The following is a 21,570-nucleotide window of genomic DNA, read 5'->3' on the forward strand; positions in this document are numbered from 1 at the left end:
CCTCCATCGTCGTACCAAAAGCGCAGTGGGTGGAAACATAGCTTTGTCGGACGGTATCATATCTGCAATCGTATATTTTGAACGACGAAGACGGTACGCAAATTAGCCATTCCCCTTATTACGGAGGTAAATATGTACTGGGAGGAATGGTAAAAGGCCAAAAATATAGAATTTCATATATGCTAATACGGCTTTCGAGTGCTGCGCCTTTAGATCAAAGCCCCCTGTGGTCAGCCTATTGGTTTACCTATGATCCTGCTGCTCCCGCACCGGATTTGCCGATAACTCCGAATAAGTAGCGGATTAATAAGTTACTTCTGGGTTGCGTTGTAATAATCGTAGTATTTAGCCGTCGCATACTGGTAGGGCATTCTTGCAACTTCACCGGCTTTGTTTAAGGCTGTTTGCTTATCTTCTAAATCCTTTTTTGAACCTGTTTTATAATAGCCATTCAATAAAGTATACGCCTCGGAGTAATAATTCAGAGCCTTGTAATATTCGTCTAAAAAATCTTTCATATCGGACAGGTCCAAAGCATACTTCTTCGCTTCCTCAATAATTGGAAGCTTAACTTCTTTAAGATCAGCACAAAACTGTGTTAATGCATGGATAGTGTACTCTGTCTCCATTAAATTTTCTTCGGGCAATTGATTGATTTGAATTGCATTAAGAGTTTTGTCGAAATACCCGGTTAAACTCTGGATTTCTGCTCCAAACTGGTAAATTATTCTGTATGTATTCGCAACCTTCATTTTGAATTTCAACAGAGCAATCTCATCATTTGTCGTATGTGTAGAGTTATTAGGCAGTTTGACATCGACTGAGAGCGTATTCGGATCCCATGCCACTATCGCCCCCAATTGACGAAGCATGCCGATAGGAACCAAAGTACGTCCATTAAATAGAATTCCGGGAACATCTGCGGGTTGTAACAGTTTGCCGTCCGACTTTATTAGAACGATCGGGTTGTTTTTATAGTGACCATTAATGCTTGAAGCGGTTGCCGTTCCGGAGAATATTAAGAACATTAATGCAAGCAGAATGATTCTATTTTTCATTTTTAATCTCCTTGTAAGGGAAAATATAGGTATATGTAATATCCATATTATAAGTTTTTTAGTCTCGGAGACCAAACAAAATTCAGGCTGTATGATAGAGCATGAACATATATGAAATCCCTTGTTTTACTTGCCTCTGTCGATTTGGACGTTTGATATAGATTGACCCCAAATGAATGATGTCGAAGAATTTGGCTACCAATCGGCTACCAGCTGCTACCTGGTAGTCATTTTGTTTTTTTTGATGCTTTTTGGCAGAACATCTTCAAAAGCAGCAGCTGCGGATTCGTCTTCAGATTGGAATATGTCATGATTCGGTTCTGAGGACGTTACCAGAGTATCTCCCACAGGAGAGAGGAGACAGCCTAGATGAGCCAGACCGATTAAAGCGCCGCGAGCATGGTGCAAACCGTTGGGCGTTATGATTATGGTTCAGAGCGAGATTACCCAGCATACGATCAAATCCCATGGATTGATTGCGGAATGAATGCTCTAAGCTGGCTTAAACGCGATTGATACGGTAAAAATTATGAAGTTATCGGAAATCGATTCGAACACCCTCACCAATTAGGGGAGAAGAGGAGCAGGACGAAGATAGGGATTGAGAGGAAATAAGAGAGCATGAAAAAACTGCCCCCAGAATCAGAGGCAGTTTCAGTGATCTTTACGTCAGTGTGAAGTATAGAGTATCGGAATAGTATCCACCACTATAGTATCCTTCAATATAAATGACATATTGCCGCATTTTTTTAGAAACGATGGAAAATTGTGATCGGCGAAGGAGAGTATGAGACGAGAGTTTATTACGATTAGTACAGAATGGTCAAGTCGAATAAGTGAAGCGCCGATATGGCGCTTTTTTTGATGTAGACATATTTCGCGATAATTTTAACATTTTTTCGTAAATCCTATTTTTATTTACAAAATAGGACAATTGGATTAGTATTTTATGGGAAAATTGATTTAGTTTCAGTAGGACTAATGTATTGGTTTTTGCTTCATTTGGTTCAAAAACAACGTGATGAAAGGAGTTCAATAATGGGAGATTTCAAAGTCAATGTTACGGTCAACAGCGGCAGCTACAACTTGCAATACTTGGGATGCTGGGGAGGGCCTTGGGAATCGACGCCGACGGATATTGCGGCCAACAGTTCCAAATCGTTTGTGTTAAACGACAATGACCGAGGGGGATCTGGTTTCGTGCCATTAATCCTTCTTCCCAAGAGGAAGCCGGATTCGTTACGATGTCGTTCACTTGTCCGAAATTGTCCAGCAATTCCGCAGAAGGCTCCCCCGGCAGCGGTTCTTTTGTTTCCGCGGGGCTTCAAGCGTATAGCGAGTCCGGTCACCCGCTCAATCTTACTTACAGTGTGGGCACGACCAATGCGGCTTGTTGGAGCTCCGGCTCCAGCAACGACGGTGAAATCAAATGCAGTCAAACCGAATTTGAAGATGCAAAATTAACTATCAGAATCAAAAACGAAAACAATTATCAGCTCAAGTTTTGCGGCTATTGGAACGATAATTCGAACGGCGCTTCCAACTGGTACTGGGCGCCGGGCCCGCGCGATGTTCCGCCTCCCGGCTGCAAAAGAACGATTTATTTATTAGACGATGACAAAGCCGGACTGTTTCTCAAAGTGTTGGATACGAACGGCCTTGATCAGCTGGGCTTTGCCAATATGTCTTTTCAGAACGGCGGTACCCCTTCAGCCGAAGGCTCCCCGGACGACTCGAATAACGGGTTAGTGGCCGCAGGACTGCAGCGTTACCATCGGGACGTCGTAGCCGCCTCTTTGGAATATCAGATTGGCGAGTCCAATCGCGCCTGCTGGAATCACGGCGACTCCAACGACGGCAGCACGACTTGCAACCAGACGACATTTAAGGACAAACGGGCGTTGATTTTCATTGAGAACACAATTCCCGAAACGTTAACCTTTGTGAAGTATTGGAACGATAACAAGGGGGGAGCAGGCAACTGGTACATCGAGCCCAACGCGGACGATACCGTTCCTCCGGATTGCAAGCGCATCTTTGTGCTGAAAGATAACGACAGAGCCGGCCTGTATTTCAAAATGAACTATATCGAATTCCATATGTCGTTTACTTGTCCGAAAATGTCTAGCAATTCGGCGGAGGGCTCTCCGCATACCGGGTTGCAAACATACTCCGGAAGCGGAACTCCGGTTACGTTTACTTATCGCGTCGGCACCCCTAATTTGGCCTGCTGGAGCAGCGGAACTTCAAATAGCGGCAAAACGGTTTGCCCGCAGACGCTTGTGCTGCCCTTTGACCTGAGAAGGTGGATGGGCAAAGTGAACGAGAAGTATGCCGGCTTCAAAAATCAAAAGCTCAGGCAATTATTTATTCCGGGAACGCATGACGCCGCATGCTACAACAATTCGGGTGTCGCGACTCCGTGGGTTCAAACGCAGCAGGTCAATTTTCACGATCAACTGATGCTGGGAGCGCGTTATTTTGACGTCCGACCCAAATATGTTCACGAAGGCGAAGGCGAATGGTCTCATGGCTTCCACCATGGCCCGATCACCGTAGCCGCAACGCTTGACGATCTTATTTCGCAGGTGACGGCATTTTACACCGAGGACTGGCAAAAAAGGCAGAACGAAATCATTATTCTCGATTTCACTCATTTCGACAACTATGACGATAAAGAGCGTCCGGGCGCACTGCAATCCTTTTTTACGGCCCTCTATAATTCAAGCCTGAATCCGTATTTAATCCCGCAAGGGAGCTTCGGGCCGAACACAACGCTCAATAGTCTATGGACAGCGTCAACGCAGCAAAGGGTCATCGCGAGCGTTAATTTCGATCCTTCGTCGTACCAGAATACGGGCAACATATGGAACGGGAAAAAGCTGTTTGCTGATGAATGGGACGGTTCCAAATTTTGGCCTAATACCGATAAGCAAACCGATCTTATTCAATTTATTAACAACAATATCAGCACCTTCTCCGCTCTGACCAACCTATGGGCGCTTCAAGATCTTTTGACGCCCGGTTTGACATCCAGCGTGTACAGCCTGGTAGATCAAGCTCACGGAGCTTTGTACGGCCCTTCAGGCTTATCGTGGAGAAGCCAAGCGAACATTGTCATCCAAGATTATTATGACGATCGAACGACGATTGAAGCCATTATTGAAAACATAAGGAGGATTTCGCCATGATTAACCTTACCAACGAGCAAAAGGAACTTTTCGCATACATAGACGGTATTCTGCCTGGAGATGGCCATTTGAAATATGATTTCCGGGATGAGAAGCAATACGAGTTTGCCGTTATGATGAGCCAATTAAGCGGAGATGCGGATCTATATCCCGGCAAATTAAAAAGCCTTGAGCTGATGAAGGCGTATCAGGAACAGCACGGCCTGCAAGAAAATGAACCGCAAACCGCCGATGGCTGGACCAATATGTTCAAAATACCCGGATTGAATTTGACGACGGACGGCACGATTGCCTCCAACGGCTTGGCTACGGTGGTGGGCGGCTATGCCAGCATGAATCTGGCTTTGATTGTCCAAAGCAGGAAGACGAAGGACATTGTGGCGCATGGATTCAACAATGATTTTGCCAAAGCGCTGCTGACCGTATCGACGGCCGCTTCCACCTCCAAAGAGATTGATGTGAATTCTTATTTGCACTATCAGTATACGACGAGCTCAGGCAGTGAAACGGCAAGTCCTCAATCCGGGCTGGTGAAGAAACAAGACAACGGCGGGACGACAGGAGATCCTGTTATTACCGCGCCTGCAAGGACGACTACAAAACCGAATAATCCAAAGGCGATTAACATCGGGTTAGGGAGACCTTGGACCGACCAAGGAGGAGATTCTCAATTCGATTATGCCTGGTATGAATCGACGCAGGATCATCCGATCGGGAAAATTCCGTTCGTTGGCAGTGCCACCTTTTCGCAAGCGATAAGCACCCCTCTTGAGCCGAACACGAATTTTTTACTGGATATCTACGTGGCGGATGAGGTTGGCGGAGGCGGCGCACAGCTTAATCCGACAGACTTGGATACCGTATATAAAGCTTTCAGTATCGATAGCGGCAACGATGCCAAGTTGAACTGGAGTTTGCCCGCCGGCGCAAGTACGACCGACCCCGGCAACCCCATTGTTTTCGGAAATGTAACATGGAGTTCCGATATTTTGGCCTATTTCTATTGTCAAATCGCCGTTGTTCTATCCGGGGGCGATGGCAGCCTTGCGTTTGCAACCGTCCAAAGCTCCGATTCTCCCGATTCCGACCCGTTGGATGGAACGTATAATATGAAGCCGATTGATTTTATTTGGCACTGTCTCGGGCAGTCTACTTCCGTAACGATGGCGGACGGCGAACAAAGACCGATCGCAGACATCGTTGCCGGCGACAAAGTTCAGATCAACAGCGAAGGCGACTTCGCCGTCGTGCAATGGACGAACAAGGGCGCGCATAAAGGGGACGTTTATTTCATCAGAACGGAGGGCGGCGATGAGCTTATTGCGAGCCATAATCATGTCATAATGACAGAGAGAGGGCCGGTTCCCGCATCGGAGCTTCAGGAGGAAGACGTCCTGCTGACGCGGACGGGAACAAGCAAAGTCGCTTCCATCTCCAAGGATGCCTATAGCGGCCTGATGTATAACCTTGCGACAACCGAATACCAAGACCCCAAACATTTTAATGGGGAAATCGGAGCTTTCTACGCCAATGGACTTCAAGTCGGAGATATAAACGCGCAAAAGGCGTATAGACTCATTCTGGCCAATGATATGGCTTGGGTAAAAAAACAGGTGCCGGACTATTTGCACAAGGATGTTGAATCTTTCTTTCAAGCGAAGAAGGATGCATAGATAAAAAAATCGACCCCCGTCTCGCGACGGAGGCCTTCATGGGAGAGGAGAAACCGGACGAAGAGCTTATGGGGAAACGTAAGTCTTCTCCGCGGTTGTCCCCGACGCCTCTCGGCGCCGGTACTATCATTGTGGCCTCCGGAGCGGGAAATATACATGGCTTGGAAAAAAAGATGGAACGATTCGCCAAACCTCGCGGTCGAACATCTTTTGCATCGTTCAGGTTTGTGGTAACATACACCCATATCAAGGCGGCGCGAAGCGGTTGCCGCCAACGGAATGTATGCAGGGGCTGACAACGTGAGGGTCATATCGGGTGAAGCAAAGGGGCGGCCGTTGAAAGCGGTGCCGGGCAATACGACACGTCCCACAACGGACAAAGTGAAAGAAGCGATGTTCAGCATTATCGGTCCTTATTTCGATGGGGATCGAGTGCTCGACTTGTTCGCCGGCACGGGCGGACTCGGCATCGAAGCGCTCAGCAGGGGCGCGGGGGAAGCCGTCTTCGTCGATGCGAACGTCAAAAGCATTGAAGTCATACGCCAAAATCTGGATGCAACGCGATTCGGCGAGCGTTCGGAAGTATATCGGATGGACGCGCGCAAGGCGATCGCTTATTTGGTGCGCAAGGGTACCGCGTTTGATCTGCTTTTTCTGGATCCGCCCTATGCGACGAAGGACTGCGATCTGTTATTGCAGGAGCTGGCCTCGAAGGGACTCGTAGCGGACAAGGCTCTTGCAGTCGTCGAGCACGACTCCAAATTCGCTTACGATGAAGCGTTTGGTGGATTCACTTTGAAAAGGCATGTGAAATACGGGGAAATCGCTCTATCCGTCTATCGGTACGATGCCGGTCGGAATGATGCGGAAACATCGTCAGACGAGGGAGGAGAACGGTGATGGGCCAGCATCCGGTCAAAAACGAACAAGACAAGCTCACCGCTGTCTATCCGGGCAGCTTCGATCCGGTTACGTTCGGGCATCTCGATATTATTCGGCGGGCGGCCAAGCAATTCGATCGATTGATCGTGGCGGTATTGAACAATACGAGCAAGAGCCCTCTGTTCAGCGTGGAGGAGCGGAAAGCTTTGTTGGCGGAGGTGACCCGCGATTTGCCCAATGTGGAGATCGACAGCTTCCGCGATTTGCTCGTCCGTTATATGCGTTCACGGCAAGCCGACGTTATCGTTCGAGGAATCCGTTCGGTTACCGATTTTGAATACGAGCTGCAAATGGCGTCGACCAATCGGCAATTGGACGAAGGCATCGAGACGATTTTCATGATGACGAATCCGAAATATTCTTATCTTAGCTCAAGCATCGTGAAGGAAATAGCCAAATTTCAAGGGGCGGTGCACGATTTGGTGCCACCGTCCGTAGAAGCGGCGTTAATAGGGAAATACGGAACGGGCAAGGAAGGGCGATAACGCCAGCCAGCGAAAAGCCGGAGAATTTCGAGGAGGGCGAATGAACCCTTCTGGAGAGCCTCCGGTTTTTTATTTGCAAGCCGGTTATTTCGTATGATCGGATGGAGGCCGCGGGGGCTGTTTGTGTTGCTTGCGCGCGGGTCGAATGAGAGCTGCGAGAAGAGCGAGCAGCAGGAAAACGCCGAAGCTGAGCAGTCCTGCCAGCCACATTTCGGGAATGTGCCGCCAGGCATCGGGAATAAGGCTTATTTGGGAGCCTGTAGAAAAAGCTTCGACAGCTTCGACGGAGGATGGAGACAGTCGATCGAAAAAACGAGCGAGCCATCCCGAACCCGATACGGCTTGAGCGAGCGGCCATGTGAACAGCATCGCGAGTGCCGAGTGGAGCAGACGGCCTCCAATAACCCGGCCCCACGGAAACGATCCTTCCGTTCCGAATGCGGCTCGCGCTTGCAGCAGGCCGCTCCACCCGGTCCAAGCGAGCGCAGCGGCAAGCAACGAAGCGGCGTGAACGGGAGCGGAAGCGAATAGCATGGAATGACCGGTCTCATAAGCGCCGAGATGCATCTCGTAAACGCCCGGTATCGCAAGCCAGACGTCTGTGCCCGGATAGGATGCTCTGATTAGCTGCAGGGCGACGGCGCTAAGCATCATAAGTCCGCCTATGACCATCAACGTTGCGATGGAATGACTGACCGCGTCCGCCATTTGTTTGCCGAAAGGCCGTCCATCTTCCTTGCGCGCATCCGCGGCTGCGCGTAGAGCCCGGCGCATTAGCGCTCTAGGCTGGTTCACCGGCAGAGGGGGCGTCTTGACGGTGCGGGATTTGGCGAGTCTGGACCAGACGATTCCGGCGGCTGCCGCAGACAGCCACAGACCGAGAGCGATGGCCCACCCAAGAGCGGGAGACTGCAGAAATCCGCTTCCTACGATGACAATGACGAGGAAGGGATTCGGCATGTGAGAGACAAGGAGCAGCGTGTCCGTGTCTTCTTCGCGAATCAAGCCGCTGCCGCGAAGCCTGGCGGCTTCTTTGGCTCCGGCCGGTACGCCGGTGGACCAGCCGAAGGCGATTGCCCAGCCGGACGCTCCCGGAAGCCGGAACAAACGGCGAGTCAACGGCTCGGCCAGCATGGACAAGCCGTGAAGAAGGCCGGAAGCGGCGAGCAGCTCCGCGAGAACGAGCGGAGGAATAAGGCCGGGAAAAACGTACTGCCACCATATTTGCAAGCCGGACAACGAAGCGCGGAACGCTTCTCCGGGAGCTCTCACAATTCCGAATACCGTCAGCAAAGCTGCCGTCCCGAGCGCGATCGACAAGAGTTTTGGCCACATACGAGATCGCGGCCGCTGTGTTTGCTTTTGGGTCATAGTGGGACAGAGCCTCCTCCGCAAGACATACATTAAAATGTACGCTTGGCTAGAGACGGATAGACCATCTTGTCCAAGGAGGAGGCGCAGATGTGCCGCAAACGAGCACAACTACCCGAAAGCATGCCATAAAGATGAAGCTAGTCAACTACCCGAACCGGGGGCATCGTGTAATCCCGCCAAGCGGCGCGCAAGCTATCCTCTTCGCGGAACGCGAGCGCGTATACGGCCGATGCTCTGGCGTCCATCGAGAGATAGGGCCAATCGCCGCGCGCTGCGCCGAGGACGACGGGAACGGTTGCGCGCGTCTTCATTTCGCGGAGAAGCGATTGCCCTCGCTCCGTAAAACCGAGCACGCGTATGTACTGTACGCCGCTCTCCAGTCTGTCTGCGGTAAGCTCGTCCTTGCGATGTCCGAGCAATATGCGAAGCAGCGTCCGTTGCAGCTTGGTACGCGTGTAGCGTTTTGTTTTGAGTGCGTTCACGAGCGACTCCACCGACGAAGGCGCATCTTCGAACAGGACGCGTTTAATCCGATGCTCCAGCCCTTCCGTCACCTCGGCGAAGCCCGCCAGAGCGCCAACGTCTGCTCGAAGCAGCTCGTGCAGGAGAGGACGCTTGAAATGCTCCCAGCCGACCGGCGCGCGTCCGGCATCCCGTTCCCTGCGCAATATATCGAGCGTAGAAGAAGGAACGAAAGGAGCGAGAGCCTGGAGCGAATCCGACTCCGCCAGCAGCTTGCGAAGCGCCGTGGCGCTGGCGATAGCCCCGTCGGTAATGCTCTCTTGCGAGTATCCGGCTTTTTCCCGTTGGACGGTGAAAGGTTTCATCCGGCTGCCGATCCGCCTCATCGCCATCATATAATGCAGTCCGAGAGTATGGTTAGGCTGATCGAGCGCGAAAGCCGATTGCCCAAGGCCGCGAGACTGCAAAAGCTCCTTCGCCGCTCCCGTATAGGCAGACGGATAAGGGATTCCCGTCCTCAGCTTCGCATCCAGCGCCGCCGCCAGCTCCTCCGGCTCTTCGGTCAACAGCGCCGCCGCCGAGTTAAGCGCTTCGATGTCGCCGCTCTCGCTGCCGAAGCACAGCGCGTCCACGATCCCAGCGGCGCTCAGCACGGCAACGGCGCCATAGGCGAACCACTGGGCGGGCTGCGAGCTGTAGGCTGCCGGAAGTTCAAGCACGAGATCGCAGCCGGCGCGAAGCGCCATTTCGGTGCGCGCCCATTTGTCTACAATAGCGGGTTCGCCTCTTTGCAGAAAATTTCCGCTCATGACGGCGACCGCGCTGTCCGCTCCCGTTATTTTTTTCGATTGCTGCAAATGATAGAGATGTCCGTTGTGGAGAGGGTTGTATTCAACGACAACGCCGACCGTGGGCATGAAAAATTTCCTCCGGAACTTGATTTTTAGTAATCGTTATGCCTCAATATAACATGACCCTTCACGCGATGAAAATGGATGAAAGCTTGAATGCGCATTCCTTTTTTAGCGTCGCGCATACTTGAAGCGTTGACAAAACAGCCTCCGCACCGATATAATAATTTTTGTTTGTTTGGAGTGATCCCTATGTTGATTAACGTTCAGGAACTCCTTTCCCGGCAGCAGCCGATCGAGCGAGAAGGAACCTTCGAATTGAAGGATTTATTCCGGGATTCCCGGGATACGACTCCGCTCGGACCGCTCTCGTTCCGCCTGACGGCGAACGCCGCGGGGGAGAGACGGATCGGCGTGACCGGTGAACTGACCGCCGACTTACGGCTGTTATGCTCCCGTTGCTTGGATCCGATCGATCATCACTTCGAAGTCGAATTCGAAGAGATGTTTCAGGTCATGAAGGATACGGACCCGGAGCCGGGCGAAGACGATGACTTCATTCCGGTATACGGAGAGCGCCTTGAACTGCGGCCTTTTTTGGAAGAGGAATTGGTTCTTAACCTTCCGCTCGCACCGCTTTGCAGAGAAGACTGCAAAGGGCTGTGCTCGGAATGCGGAACTAGCCTCAACGAGAAGACGTGCGGCTGCGGCACGGAGAAGATCGATCCCCGTCTGGCAGCTCTGCAGGATTGGTTCAAGCCCGAGTAGCAAGCGGTCAGGATTTACGATAAGGAGGTGGGAACAATGGCAGTACCTTTTGGAAAAACATCGAAATCCCGCAAAAACAAGCGTCGGACGCACTTCAAATTGGTCGTTCCGGGCATGGTGAAATGCGAGCAATGCGGAGAGTTGAAGCTTTCGCACCGCGTTTGCAAAGTTTGCGGAACGTACAAAGCGCGCGAAATCATTAAGCAATAATGGACAAGACGCGTCCCTATGCCATTGCATGCGGACGCGTTTTTCTTTATACTCTTTTTGGCACCAGGTATTAAACTTTGCGCCGAAGAAAGCGGTGGAGCATGGAACGTCTACCGAAACGACAACGTCACCAGCAGCTAAGCCGGCTCATTGAGGAAAACCCTTTTCTCACCGACCGCGAGCTGACGAGATTACTCAAAGTAAGCATCCAGACGATCCGGCTGGATCGGTTGGAGCTGGCTATTCCCGAGCTCCGAGAGAGGCTTAAGGCGATGGCGGAACGTTCGTACGATTCCGTCCGTTCGCTTCCGCTCCACGAAGTCATCGGCGATATCGTCGACCTGCAGCTCGACAAAAGCGGCATTTCGCTGTTCGAGATCCGGGAGGAGCATGTCTTTTCCCGTACAGGCATCGCCCGCGGCCATCATGTATTCGCCCAGGCGAACTCGCTCGCGGTCGCCGTTATTAACGATGAAGTCGCCTTGACGTCGTCAGCCGATATCCGGTTTATCCGTCCTGCGCGGCTCGGGGAAAAATGCATAGCCAAAGCCTACGTGCGCTCCAGCGGGGAACAAAAAGGCAAAGCGAAAGTGGAAGTGTTTACATACGTGGGTGAAGAAATGGTGTTTACCGGAAATTTCGTAATTTATCGTTCTACCGCTTTGGGAGAACGGGAAGGGGCCGGACGTCATGCGGATAGCCATTGATGCCATGGGCGGGGATCACGCTCCCGCAGCTCAAGTGGAGGCCGTGTTATCCTCCGCCGCCGAATGGCCGGATACCGAATTCATACTCGTAGGCCGAGCGGAAGCGATAGAGCCGCTGCTTGCGGGCAAGCGGCACCCCAATGTCGCGATCGAAGACGCCAAGGAAATTATCGAGGCCGACGACGAGCCGGTTCGGGCTGTGCGCAGGAAGGCCGATTCCTCGATGGTCGTCGCCGGCCGTATGGTGAAGGAAGGCCGCGCGGACGCGATGATTTCGGCTGGCAACACCGGCGCGCTTATGGCCGTTGGGCTGCTGGTTGTCGGCAGGCTCAAAGGAATCGAGCGTCCGGGACTTACTTCGATGCTTCCGACGCTCGACGATGTCGGCGTGCTCGTGCTTGACCTTGGAGCGAATATGGATGCGAAGCCCGAGCAATTGTTGCAATATGCGACGATGGGCAGCATATATCGGGAAAAGGTGAACGGCCTCAAGAAGCCGAGGGTAGGCTTGCTCAACGTCGGCACCGAAGCGGCAAAAGGCAACGAACTGACGAAAGCGGCGTTCGAGTTGCTCGAAAAAGCGCCGATTCATTTCGTCGGCAACGTGGAAGCGCGCGATGTGCTGGAAGGCGTGTGCGATGTCCTCGTCTGCGACGGCTTTTCCGGCAACATCCTGCTCAAGGCGATGGAGGGGACGGCCTCCGCCACCTTCAAGATTCTTCGCGAGGAACTGACGTCGTCTTGGAAAAACAAGCTGGCCGCCGCCGTTCTGAAGCCAAGCTTCCGAAAAGTGCGCACCAAGATGGATTACAACGAATATAACGGAGCGCCGCTGTTAGGCGTGAACGGACTTGTCATTAAGGGCCACGGCTCGTCGAATGCGCGTGCGATGAAAACCGCCATCCGGCAAGCCCGTGCGGCCATCCAAGGCGGAGTAATCGCCGCGCTTGAGGGTGAAATACGCGGAGAGTGAGAGAAAGCCATGCAATCGATTCCCGTCGGCATTCTCGGGACGGGCAAATACGCTCCCGAGCGCCGTTTAACGAATGAAGAACTGGCACAGACAGTCGATACGAACGACGAATGGATCGTTACCCGAACCGGGATCCGCGAGCGTCGGATCGCAAGCCCAGAGCAAGCGACTTCCGATTTAGCCTACGAGGCGTCCATCCGGGCGCTCGAAGCGGCCGGCATTACTGCCGAGGAGCTTGATCTGATTATCGTGGCGACGATAACGCCGGATATGTTTTTCCCGTCCACCGCTTGCTTGCTTCAAGAGAAGCTGGGCGCGAAAAAAGCGGCCGCGTTCGATTTGTCGGCTGCGTGCTCCGGATTTATTTACGGCTTGGCGAACGCATCGGGGTTCATTGCGACCGGCATGTACCGGCACATTCTGGTCGTCGGGGCCGAATGCTTGTCGCGCATTACCGACTACACGGACCGCAACACCTGTATTCTGTTCGGCGACGGCGCAGGCGCCGTCGTGCTCGGCCAAGTGCCGGAAGGCCGCGGCTTTCAAGCGTTCAAGCTTGGCGCGGACGGCTCCGGCGGCGAGCTGCTCCGTCTCTGCGGAGGGGGTTCACGCATGCCTTCGACCGAAGCGACGATTGCGGAACGCCGTCATTTTATCGAGATGAACGGGCGCGACGTCTTCAAATTCGCCGTGCGCGTCATGGGCAGTGCGGCCGAAGAAGCGCTCGCGATCGCAGGCAAAAGCAAGAACGACATCGATCTTCTTATTCCGCATCAAGCGAATATCCGAATTATTCAATCCGCGATCGAGCGGCTGGATTTGCCGGAAGAGAAGTGCATGATCAATCTGCACAAGTACGGCAACATGTCCGCGGCTTCCATTCCGCTGGCGCTCGCCGAAGCGGTGGAGGAAGGTCGCGTCAAGGACGGCGACTGCCTCGTTTTCGTCGGGTTCGGCGGCGGGTTGACTTGGGGAGCATCGGTTCTTATTTGGTAACTCAGGAGGACTCATTCATCAATGGGTAAAATCGCATTCGTATTTCCCGGTCAGGGAGCGCAAGCGGTCGGCATGGGAAAGGACGCGTTCGACGCCGTCCAAGCTTCCAAGGCCGTATTCGACCAAGCCGACGAAGCGCTCGGCTTCGCGATCTCGAAGCTCAGCTTCGAAGGTCCCGAAGAGGAGCTTCGGCAGACGGCGAACACGCAGCCGGCATTGCTCGCGACCAGCATTGCGCTTCTTGAAGCGTACAAGTCCCAAGGAGTGCAGCCGGACTTTGTCGCAGGCCACAGCTTGGGCGAATACAGCGCGCTGGTGGCGGCGGGAGCGATCGCTTTCGATGACGCGATTCGTCTCGTCCGGTCGCGCGGCTTGTTTATGGAGCAAGCCGTTCCCGGCGGCGCCGGCGCGATGGCTGCCGTACTCGGGGCGGAGCGCGAGGCGCTTGACAACCTATGCCGGGATATTTCGGCGACAGGTGCACAAGTCGAGCTCGCTAACGTCAATAGTCCGGGACAAATCGTCGTCTCGGGCAGCGCGGCGGGAGTAGCGGCCGTCGGCGAGCGGGGCAAGGAAGCGGGGGCGAAGCGCGTCATTTCGCTGGAAGTGAGCGGGCCGTTCCATTCTTCGCTTATGCAGCCGGCTGCGGATCGGTTGTCCGAGGAGCTTGCGAAAGTAACGTTCAACGACGCCAAGATTCCCGTTGTAGCCAATGTGAACGCTATTGCGGTCACTTCCGGAGCGGAAATTCGCGAGCTTCTGGTCAAACAGGTAGTCTCTCCGGTTCTTTGGGAGGATACGATCCGCTATTTAATCGGCGAAGGAGTCGACACGTTCGTTGAAATCGGCTCCGGCACCGTACTCGCCGGCTTGATCAAAAAAATCGATAAATCCGTGCGGATCGTGTCGGTGAACACCGCCGCGGCCGCGCTCGCATCCGAATCGGTATCTTCCTGATTGGTCGCTACCGACGAATCGGAGCGGATGGAAAGGGGCTTGTATCCATGGCACATTGGGATCTTAGCGGCAAGTCCGCTCTCGTTACCGGCGCTTCCCGCGGAATCGGACGGGCTATCGCCATCGCGCTTGCTAAGGCAGGCGCGGACGTGGCGGTAAACTATGCGGGCAGCGAAGCGGCGGCTGCGGAGACGGTCAAGGCGATCGAAGCATTGGGCCGCAAGGCCATTCTCGTAAAGGCTAATGTGGGCAAGACGGCCGAATTCGACGAGATGGTCGCGAAGACGCTCGAAGCGTTCGGCAAGCTCGACATTCTCGTGAATAACGCTGGCATTACCCGTGACAACCTAATCATGCGAATGAAAGAAGAAGAGTTCGACGACGTCATCGAGACGAACCTGAAGGGCGTGTTCAACGGCATCAAAGCCGTCACTCGTTCCATGATGAAGCAGCGTTACGGCCGCATTATCAACATTTCGTCGGTCGTGGGCTCGCTTGGCAATCCGGGGCAGGCTAACTACGTCGCCGCCAAAGCCGGCGTCATCGGCTTGACCAAATCCGCAGCCAGAGAGCTTGCCTCCCGGGGCATTACGGTCAATGCGGTCGCGCCCGGTTTCATCGAGACGGACATGACGGACAAGCTTACGGCCGAAATCCGCGAAAAGATGCTGACGGAAATTCCGCTCGGGCGGATGGGTCGTCCCGAAGAAATCGCCGAAGCCGTTCTGTACTTGGCTTCCGACGCTTCTTCGTACATGACGGGACAGACGCTCCACGTGGACGGCGGCATGTACATGTAATGTTATTCGGGTGCTCGGCGGCAGCGCGAAATGCCGACTTCCGCCGAGTATTTCAAGCTTTGGAACGCTCGTGACGCTATGGCTTTTTGTCCATGGTTCACGTATAATACGTTAAGGGAGGTGAACCGGATGTCCGATGTTTATGATCGCGTAAAACGCATCGTCATTGAACGCCTGGGAGTGGAAGAGGCGGAAGTGACCGCCGAAGCATCCTTCAAAGACGACTTGGGCGCTGACTCTCTCGACGTGGTTGAGCTCGTGATGGAACTCGAAGACGAATTCGACTTGGAGATTTCCGACGAGGATGCAGAGAAGATCACAACGGTGGGAGAAGTCGTAAATTACATACAATCTCATGCCTAATGATCTAACGGGTCCCGTTCGCAAGACGGGACTTCGCCACATTTTAGCGTCTTTTAACCTTAAGAGGTGAGTATCGTTTTGACACATCGCGTTGTAATAACCGGGATGGGGGTCGTTACCTCTCTCGGTACTGATCTAAATACGTTTTGGGATAACATTCTGGCCGGCAAATCCGGCGTGAGCCTCATCGAAGCTTTCGATACGGCGGACTACACGACGAAGATCGCAGCGGAAGTGAAGAACTTCAGCGCGGAATCGTTCGGCGTGGACAAGAAGACGACCCGCAAGATGGATCGCTTCGTTCAGTTCGGCGCGGCTGCCAGCTTGATGGCGATCAAGGACTCCGGTCTGGAAATCGGCGTGAACTCAGACCCGGAGCGAGTCGGCGTCAGTGTCGGCTCTGGCATCGGCGGTCTCGGTACGTGGGAAGACCAGCATACGATTCTGATGGAAAAAGGACCGCGGCGCGTTAGCCCGTTCTTCATCCCGATGATGATCGCGAATATGGCGAGCGGCCAGATTTCGATGCTGACGGGCGCCAAAGGGCCGAATACGGCGACGGTGACCGCATGCGCGACTGGTACCCATTCCATCGGCGACTCTTTCAAGATGATTCAGCGAGGCGACGCGGATGCGATGATTTGCGGCGGCGCCGAAGCGACGATCCGTCCGATCGGCATGGCGGGCTTTTGCTCGATGAGAGCGATGAGCACCCGTAACGACGAGCCGGAGAAGGCGAGCCGTCCGTTCGACGTCGACCGGGACGGGTTCGTCATGGGAGAAGGTTCCGGAGTGCTTATTCTGGAATCGCTGGAGCACGCTCAGAAGCGGGGCGCGCGCATTTACGCCGAAATTATCGGCTACGGAATGAGCGGCGACGCATTCGATATGGTAGAGCCGGATCCGGACGGAGCGGCGCGTTGCATGAGCCGCGCCATTAAGGATGCGGGAATTGCGCCGGAGGAAATCGGCTACGTCAACGCGCACGGCACGTCGACGCCGGTTGGAGATAAATCGGAGACGACCGCTCTTAAGAAGACGTTCGGAGAATACGCTTACAAGCTTGCCGTAAGCTCGACGAAGTCGATGACCGGGCATTTGCTCGGCGCGGCGGGCGGCGTTGAAGCCGTTATTCTCGCTTTGTCTTTGCGGGATGGCATATTGCCTCCGACGATCAATCTCGACAATCAGGATCCGGAGCTCGATCTCGATTACGTTCCGAACGTTCCGCGCAAAGCCGACGTCTCGATAGCGCTGTCGAATTCCTTCGGATTCGGCGGTCACAACGCCACGATCATCATGCGCAAATACGATGCCTAATCGGCGAGTATGAAGTCGACGCAGGCGGCACCTGCCGCCTGCGTCATCTTTTTTATGAACGGAAAACGAGGTGAAGGAAATGAAGGAAGCGGACTCTTTTCGCCGATTGCAGGATCGCGCGGGAGTTTCTTTCGGCAATGCGAGCTTGCTTCGGCAAGCGTTCACGCATACGTCGTATGTTAACGAGCATCGCGGAGCGCGAACCGAGGATAATGAACGGCTTGAATTTTTGGGAGATGCCGTACTGCAAATTACCGTCTCGGAATATTTGTACCGCTCATATCCGCATCGTCCCGAAGGGGAGTTGACGCGGCTGCGGGCGAGCATCGTATGCGAGCCGTCGCTTGTCCGTTTTGCCGAGGCGCTCGAATTCGGGCAGGTCGTGCTGCTCGGCAAAGGGGAGGAGCAAACGGGAGGCCGAACGCGGCCGTCCTTGCTGGCGGACGCATTCGAAGCGTTCGTCGGCGCTCTCTATTTGGATCAAGGGATTGAAGCCGTCAGAGTTTTTCTCGAGCGGCATATGTTTCCTCAGTTGCCGGAGGGCGGACAGGCTCCGCTCAAGGATTTCAAGACGGAGCTGCAGGAGAAGGTCCAGCAGCTCGTGCTCGGCCCGCTCGATTATCGAATTGTGGAAGAGCGGGGACCGGCCCATGACAGGGAGTTCGTCGCTGTCGTCCAGATCGGCGAGAAGAGGCTCGGCCAAGGAATCGGCCGTTCGAAGAAGGAAGCCGAGCAGCAAGCGGCTTGCCAAGCATTAGGTACGCTTGCGACGGACGGAAATTCGAATGGAATGACAATTAACGAGCGGCGACCGGGGTGACAACTGACCATGTTTTTGAAACGTATCGAGCTGGCCGGCTTCAAATCGTTCGCGGATCGAACCGAGCTGGAATTCGGCCGTGGCATTACCGCCGTCGTCGGACCGAACGGCAGCGGCAAAAGCAACATATCCGACGGAATTCGCTGGGTGCTGGGGGAACAAAGCGCCAAGTCTTTGCGCGGCGGCAATATGCAGGACGTTATTTTCGCGGGAAGCGATTCGCGCAAGGCGGTTAACTTCGGCGAGGTGTCTTTGACGCTGGACAACGCCGACAAGGCGCTGCCGCTCGAATTCAGCGAAGTGACCGTCACCAGGCGTGTCCATCGCAGCGGGGAAAGCGAATATTTGATCAACAAGCAGCCGTGCCGTCTCAAGGATATTACCGAGCTGTTCATGGATACGGGATTGGAAGAGAAGCGTATTCCATCATCGGGCAAGGACGTATCGAGGAGATTCTCAGTACTCGCTCGGAGGATCGCCGCGGCATTTTCGAGGAAGCATCCGGTATCGTCAAATACAAGAGCAGGAAAAAGGAAGCGTCGAAGAAGCTGGAGGAAACCGAGGGCAATCTGCTGAGGATCCACGATCTTGTCTCCGAGCTTGAGGGGCAGATCGGTCCGTTGCGCCGGCAGTCGGAAAAAGCGGAGACGTTCAAGACGCTGAAGGAAGATCTCAAGCAAAAGGAAATCGCCCTCTACGTCCACCAAATCGAAGGGGTGCACACTGCTTGGGCGCAGACGCAAGAGAAGCTTGCCGCCCTGCGGGACGAGCAGACCGCTCTTTCCACTTTCGTAAGCTCTCACGATGCGATATTGGAAGAAGACCGTCAAGCGTTGCTGAGGCTTGAGGAGACTCTCGAACGGCTGCAGGACGAGCTGCTTCGGTGCAGCGAAGAGACGGAAAAAACGGAAGGGTACGGAGAGCTGCTCGGAGAAAGAAGCGCGAATCTGAAGCGCAACCGTGAAGGGTTGACGGAGTCGTTGACGGCGGCCGAAAGCCGTCTTGCGGAAGTATCCGCCGAGGAGGAAGTGCTCCGGGACAAGCGCGTCAAGCTTCGGGACGAGCTGACGGGAATGACCGGCACGCTCGGCTTGGAAGAAGAGAAGCTGGCGCTCGCGGACGGAAGCACCGAAGCGGAAGACCGGCTTAAAGCCGAATTGTTCGAAACGATGAACGCAATGGCGCAAGCCCGCAACGACATTCGCTACGGCGAAGGCCAACGCGAGGTGCTGGAGCGCCGGATGGGGCGAGTCGTCGAGGACGAAGCCAAATGGCGGGAGCATTCGGAAGGGTTGGCTGTGCGCCGTTCCGAGCTGGATGAACGGTTCGAGGCGGTAACCCGGGCGTTGACCGACGTGCGCGACCGTTATGTGTCGGAAGGCGTACGTTCCGGCGAAGTGCAGCGCAAGCTGGAGGAAGCGCAGGGAGCTGCGCGGCGTTTCGAGCAAAAGCGGGAATCGCTCGTGTCGCGGCGCGATACGATCAAGGAATTGCAAAATGACTACGACGGGTTCCAGCATGGCGTACGCGAAGTGCTCAAGGCTTCCAAGCGAGGGACGATGCACGGCGTTCACGGTGCCGTCGCCGAGCTGGTTCGGGTTCCGGCGGCGCTGGAGACGGCCATGGAGACGGCGCTTGGCGGCGCTCTGCAAAATATCGTCATGGAAGACGAGAAAGCGTCCCGCGCCGCAATTGCTTACTTGAAGCAGCGGCAAGGCGGCCGCGCGACGTTCCTTCCTCTCGACGTTATGCGAGCGAGAAATTTGGGCGAAAGCGACCGGCGCGTACTGGAGCAGACGGAAGGATTCGTCGGCATCGCTTCCGAGCTTGTCGGCTTTGAGCCGCGCTATGCGGGCATTTTCGGCAATTTGCTCGGCAACGTGCTGATCGCCGAAGCGCTGGAGCAGGCTAACAAGATCGCTTCGCGGCTCCAATATCGTTACCGCGTCGTAACTCGCGACGGGGACGTCGTCAACCCGGGCGGATCGATGACGGGCGGCAGCGTGCAGAAAAAGTCGTCGAGTTTGCTCGGCCGCCAGCGGCAATTGGACGAGCTGGAACGCGAAATCGCCGACACCGAAGCGGCTAAAATCGCCGCAAGAGCCGAAGTCGACGACTTGAAAAAAGAGCTGGCCGAAGTCGCTCAAAATATCGAGCAGCTGCGCGAAGCGGGCGAACGCGAGCGAATGAACGAGCAGCAGGTCGCGGCGGAACGCCAACAGCTTAAGCACGAGGAGAACCAGCTTGAAGAGCAACGCGCATCGGTAGCTGGGGAACGAGCCGCATTCGCGACCGAAGCCGGGGAGCTCGATGCTTTGCGGGAAGCGGCCGAAAATCGCCTTAAGCAGCACTCGGAGGAAGAGCAGAAGCTGCAAAACCGGATTCGCGAAGCGGAGGAGCTGCGCAAGCGAAGCCAATCCGAGAAGGAAGAGCTTCAAAGCGCGCTTACCGATCTGAAAATAGCGATTGCCCGGATGGAACAGGATTTGAGCTCCGTCGAGGAACAATCGGGTCGTATTCGTTCCGAACGGACGAGATTGGTTGCCGAATGCGGAACGCTTCGGGAATCGCTTGAGCAGAACGCGGCGGAGACGTCCCGGACGAACGAGGAATCCGTCAGCCAGAAGGAACGGATTAACGAGCTGCGGTTGCAAAAACAAGGCTTGACCGAGCAAATCGAGTTCAAGCGGACCGATCGGGCGGAAAGACTGCGCGATCTCGAACGCAAGGAAGGCGAGACGAAGGAGCAGCGGGCGAAGCTGAAAGCGGCGGAGGAAAGCTTGCGAATGTCCGAAATCGCCGAAGGCCGTCTCGACGTCGAGCTGGACAACCTGCTTCGGAAGCTGAGCGAGGAGTACGAAATCAGCTTTGAGCTTGCGAAAGAGCGATACCCCGTGCCGGAAGATGTTCTCGCATCCCAGAACGAGGTGCGCGATATGAAGCGGAAGATTTCCGCGCTTGGCGACGTCAATCTCGGAGCTATCGAGGAATTCAAGCGTGTAAGCGAACGCTACGAGTTTTTGTCCGGCCAAGAGAAGGATCTTTTGGACGCGAAGGCGAAGCTTCACGGCATTATTCGCGAGATGGACGAGGAGATGTCGCGGCGGTTCAATACGACGTTCGAAGAAATCCGCAAACATTTTGTCGTCGTTTTCTCTCGGATGTTCGGAGGAGGCCGGGCGGATCTGGTGCTCAGCGAACCGGACAAGCCGCTTGATACGGGTATCGATATTACCGCGCAGCCGCCGGGCAAAAAGCTGCAAAACCTGCAGCTGCTATCCGGTGGAGAGCGCGCTTTGACGGCGATTGCCCTATTATTCGCGATTCTGAACGTAAAGCCGGTTCCTTTCTGCGTGCTTGACGAAGTCGAGGCCGCTTTGGACGAGGCGAATGTGGCGCGGTATGCCCAATACATGCGCGAATTCAGCGAATCTACGCAATTCATTGTCGTTACTCACCGCAAAGGAACGATGGAGGAAGCCGATCGGCTGTACGGCGTAACGATGGAAGAGGGCGGTGTATCGAAGCTAGTCTCCGTTCAGCTTGAGGACGAAGCGGAAATCATGGGAGTAACGGCGTAATGCCTGCCCTAACCTAATAGAAGAGAGAACGATGCCCGT

18 protein-coding genes and 1 pseudogene are annotated in these 21,570 nt (G+C 54.5%); 16 read left to right on the plus strand and 3 right to left on the minus strand.

All coding sequences use genetic code 11. The features are described 5' to 3' along the window. Positions 1-311 precede the first annotated feature (311 nt). Positions 312-1,058, minus strand: a complete 747-nt coding sequence (locus tag D3H35_RS07640; protein WP_119148470.1) for a hypothetical protein — start codon at positions 1,056-1,058, stop codon at positions 312-314. Between the two features lie 1,244 nt (positions 1,059-2,302). On the opposite strand from D3H35_RS07640, the gene D3H35_RS07645 reads away from it, so the two are divergent. The 4 genes from D3H35_RS07645 (at position 2,303) to coaD (ending at position 7,349) form a co-directional block, all read left to right on the plus strand. Continuing rightward, on the plus strand, positions 2,303-4,249 hold the full coding sequence (locus D3H35_RS07645) for a PI-PLC domain-containing protein (protein WP_119148486.1): 1,947 nt from the start codon (positions 2,303-2,305) through the stop codon (positions 4,247-4,249). Beyond that, entirely contained in the window at positions 4,246-5,922 is a 1,677-nt protein-coding gene (locus D3H35_RS07650; RefSeq protein ID WP_119148487.1) for a Hint domain-containing protein, read from the plus strand. Before D3H35_RS07645 ends, D3H35_RS07650 begins: the two co-directional genes overlap by 4 nt. A 300-nt stretch (positions 5,923-6,222) precedes the next feature. Further along, positions 6,223-6,822, plus strand: coding sequence for a 16S rRNA (guanine(966)-N(2))-methyltransferase RsmD (gene rsmD, locus D3H35_RS07660; RefSeq protein ID WP_119148541.1), 600 nt, complete (start codon positions 6,223-6,225; stop codon positions 6,820-6,822). Continuing rightward, complete coding sequence (gene coaD / locus D3H35_RS07665) at positions 6,822-7,349, plus strand: pantetheine-phosphate adenylyltransferase (protein WP_119148489.1); 528 nt, start codon at positions 6,822-6,824, stop codon at positions 7,347-7,349. The genes rsmD and coaD overlap by 1 nt, the downstream gene beginning before the upstream one ends. An 84-nt stretch (positions 7,350-7,433) precedes the next feature. Here the strand turns inward: coaD and D3H35_RS07670 are convergent, their stop codons facing one another. Continuing rightward, positions 7,434-8,684, minus strand: coding sequence for a hypothetical protein (locus D3H35_RS07670; protein ID WP_147355775.1), 1,251 nt, complete (start codon positions 8,682-8,684; stop codon positions 7,434-7,436). 176 nt (positions 8,685-8,860) lie between these two features. After that, a complete protein-coding gene (locus D3H35_RS07675) occupies positions 8,861-10,102 on the minus strand; it encodes a nucleotidyltransferase (protein ID WP_119148491.1) in 1,242 nt (413 codons plus the stop codon). A 186-nt stretch (positions 10,103-10,288) separates the two neighbouring features. On the opposite strand from D3H35_RS07675, the gene D3H35_RS07680 reads away from it, so the two are divergent. From D3H35_RS07680 to smc, 12 genes and pseudogenes are all read left to right on the plus strand, one after another. After that, entirely contained in the window at positions 10,289-10,804 is a 516-nt protein-coding gene (locus tag D3H35_RS07680) for a YceD family protein (protein ID WP_158593988.1), read from the plus strand. Between the two features lie 36 nt (positions 10,805-10,840). After that, positions 10,841-11,014, plus strand: coding sequence for a 50S ribosomal protein L32 (gene rpmF, locus D3H35_RS07685; RefSeq protein ID WP_119148493.1), 174 nt, complete (start codon positions 10,841-10,843; stop codon positions 11,012-11,014). Positions 11,015-11,115: 101 nt separating this feature from the next. Further along, positions 11,116-11,721 carry a transcription factor FapR gene (fapR, locus tag D3H35_RS07690; protein ID WP_119148494.1) on the plus strand — a complete coding sequence of 202 codons (606 nt, stop codon included), beginning with the start codon at positions 11,116-11,118 and terminating at the stop codon, positions 11,719-11,721. Further along, positions 11,705-12,694 carry a phosphate acyltransferase PlsX gene (gene plsX / locus D3H35_RS07695; RefSeq protein WP_119148495.1) on the plus strand — a complete coding sequence of 330 codons (990 nt, stop codon included), beginning with the start codon at positions 11,705-11,707 and terminating at the stop codon, positions 12,692-12,694. Before fapR ends, plsX begins: the two co-directional genes overlap by 17 nt. A gap of 9 nt (positions 12,695-12,703) precedes the next feature. Next, positions 12,704-13,690 carry a beta-ketoacyl-ACP synthase III gene (locus D3H35_RS07700; protein WP_119148496.1) on the plus strand — a complete coding sequence of 329 codons (987 nt, stop codon included), beginning with the start codon at positions 12,704-12,706 and terminating at the stop codon, positions 13,688-13,690. A 21-nt stretch (positions 13,691-13,711) separates the two neighbouring features. Further along, a complete protein-coding gene (gene fabD / locus D3H35_RS07705; protein ID WP_119148497.1) occupies positions 13,712-14,647 on the plus strand; it encodes an ACP S-malonyltransferase in 936 nt (311 codons plus the stop codon). 47 nt (positions 14,648-14,694) lie between these two features. Then, positions 14,695-15,447: a 3-oxoacyl-[acyl-carrier-protein] reductase gene (fabG, locus tag D3H35_RS07710; RefSeq protein ID WP_119148498.1), complete on the plus strand. Its 753-nt coding sequence runs from the start codon at positions 14,695-14,697 to the stop codon at positions 15,445-15,447. Positions 15,448-15,576: 129 nt separating this feature from the next. Beyond that, on the plus strand, positions 15,577-15,810 hold the full coding sequence (acpP, locus tag D3H35_RS07715; protein WP_119148499.1) for an acyl carrier protein: 234 nt from the start codon (positions 15,577-15,579) through the stop codon (positions 15,808-15,810). Positions 15,811-15,888: 78 nt separating this feature from the next. Continuing rightward, entirely contained in the window at positions 15,889-17,130 is a 1,242-nt protein-coding gene (gene fabF, locus D3H35_RS07720) for a beta-ketoacyl-ACP synthase II (RefSeq protein ID WP_119148500.1), read from the plus strand. Positions 17,131-17,209: 79 nt separating this feature from the next. Then, positions 17,210-17,950 (plus strand): ribonuclease III, encoded by a 741-nt coding sequence (gene rnc, locus D3H35_RS07725; RefSeq protein ID WP_119148501.1) that lies wholly within the window; start codon positions 17,210-17,212, stop codon positions 17,948-17,950. 9 nt (positions 17,951-17,959) lie between these two features. Beyond that, positions 17,960-18,448, plus strand: a pseudogene (locus tag D3H35_RS32165) (AAA family ATPase); the annotation flags it as partial. After that, complete coding sequence (gene smc / locus D3H35_RS07730; protein ID WP_325050027.1) at positions 18,403-21,531, plus strand: chromosome segregation protein SMC; 3,129 nt, start codon at positions 18,403-18,405, stop codon at positions 21,529-21,531. The pseudogene D3H35_RS32165 and the gene smc, both read left to right, overlap by 46 nt. The last annotated feature ends 39 nt before the right edge of the window (positions 21,532-21,570 follow it).

Origin of the sequence: Cohnella faecalis, assembly GCF_003570905.1 — a bacterium.
Taxonomy (GTDB): Bacteria; Bacillota; Bacilli; order Paenibacillales; family Paenibacillaceae; genus Cohnella; species Cohnella faecalis.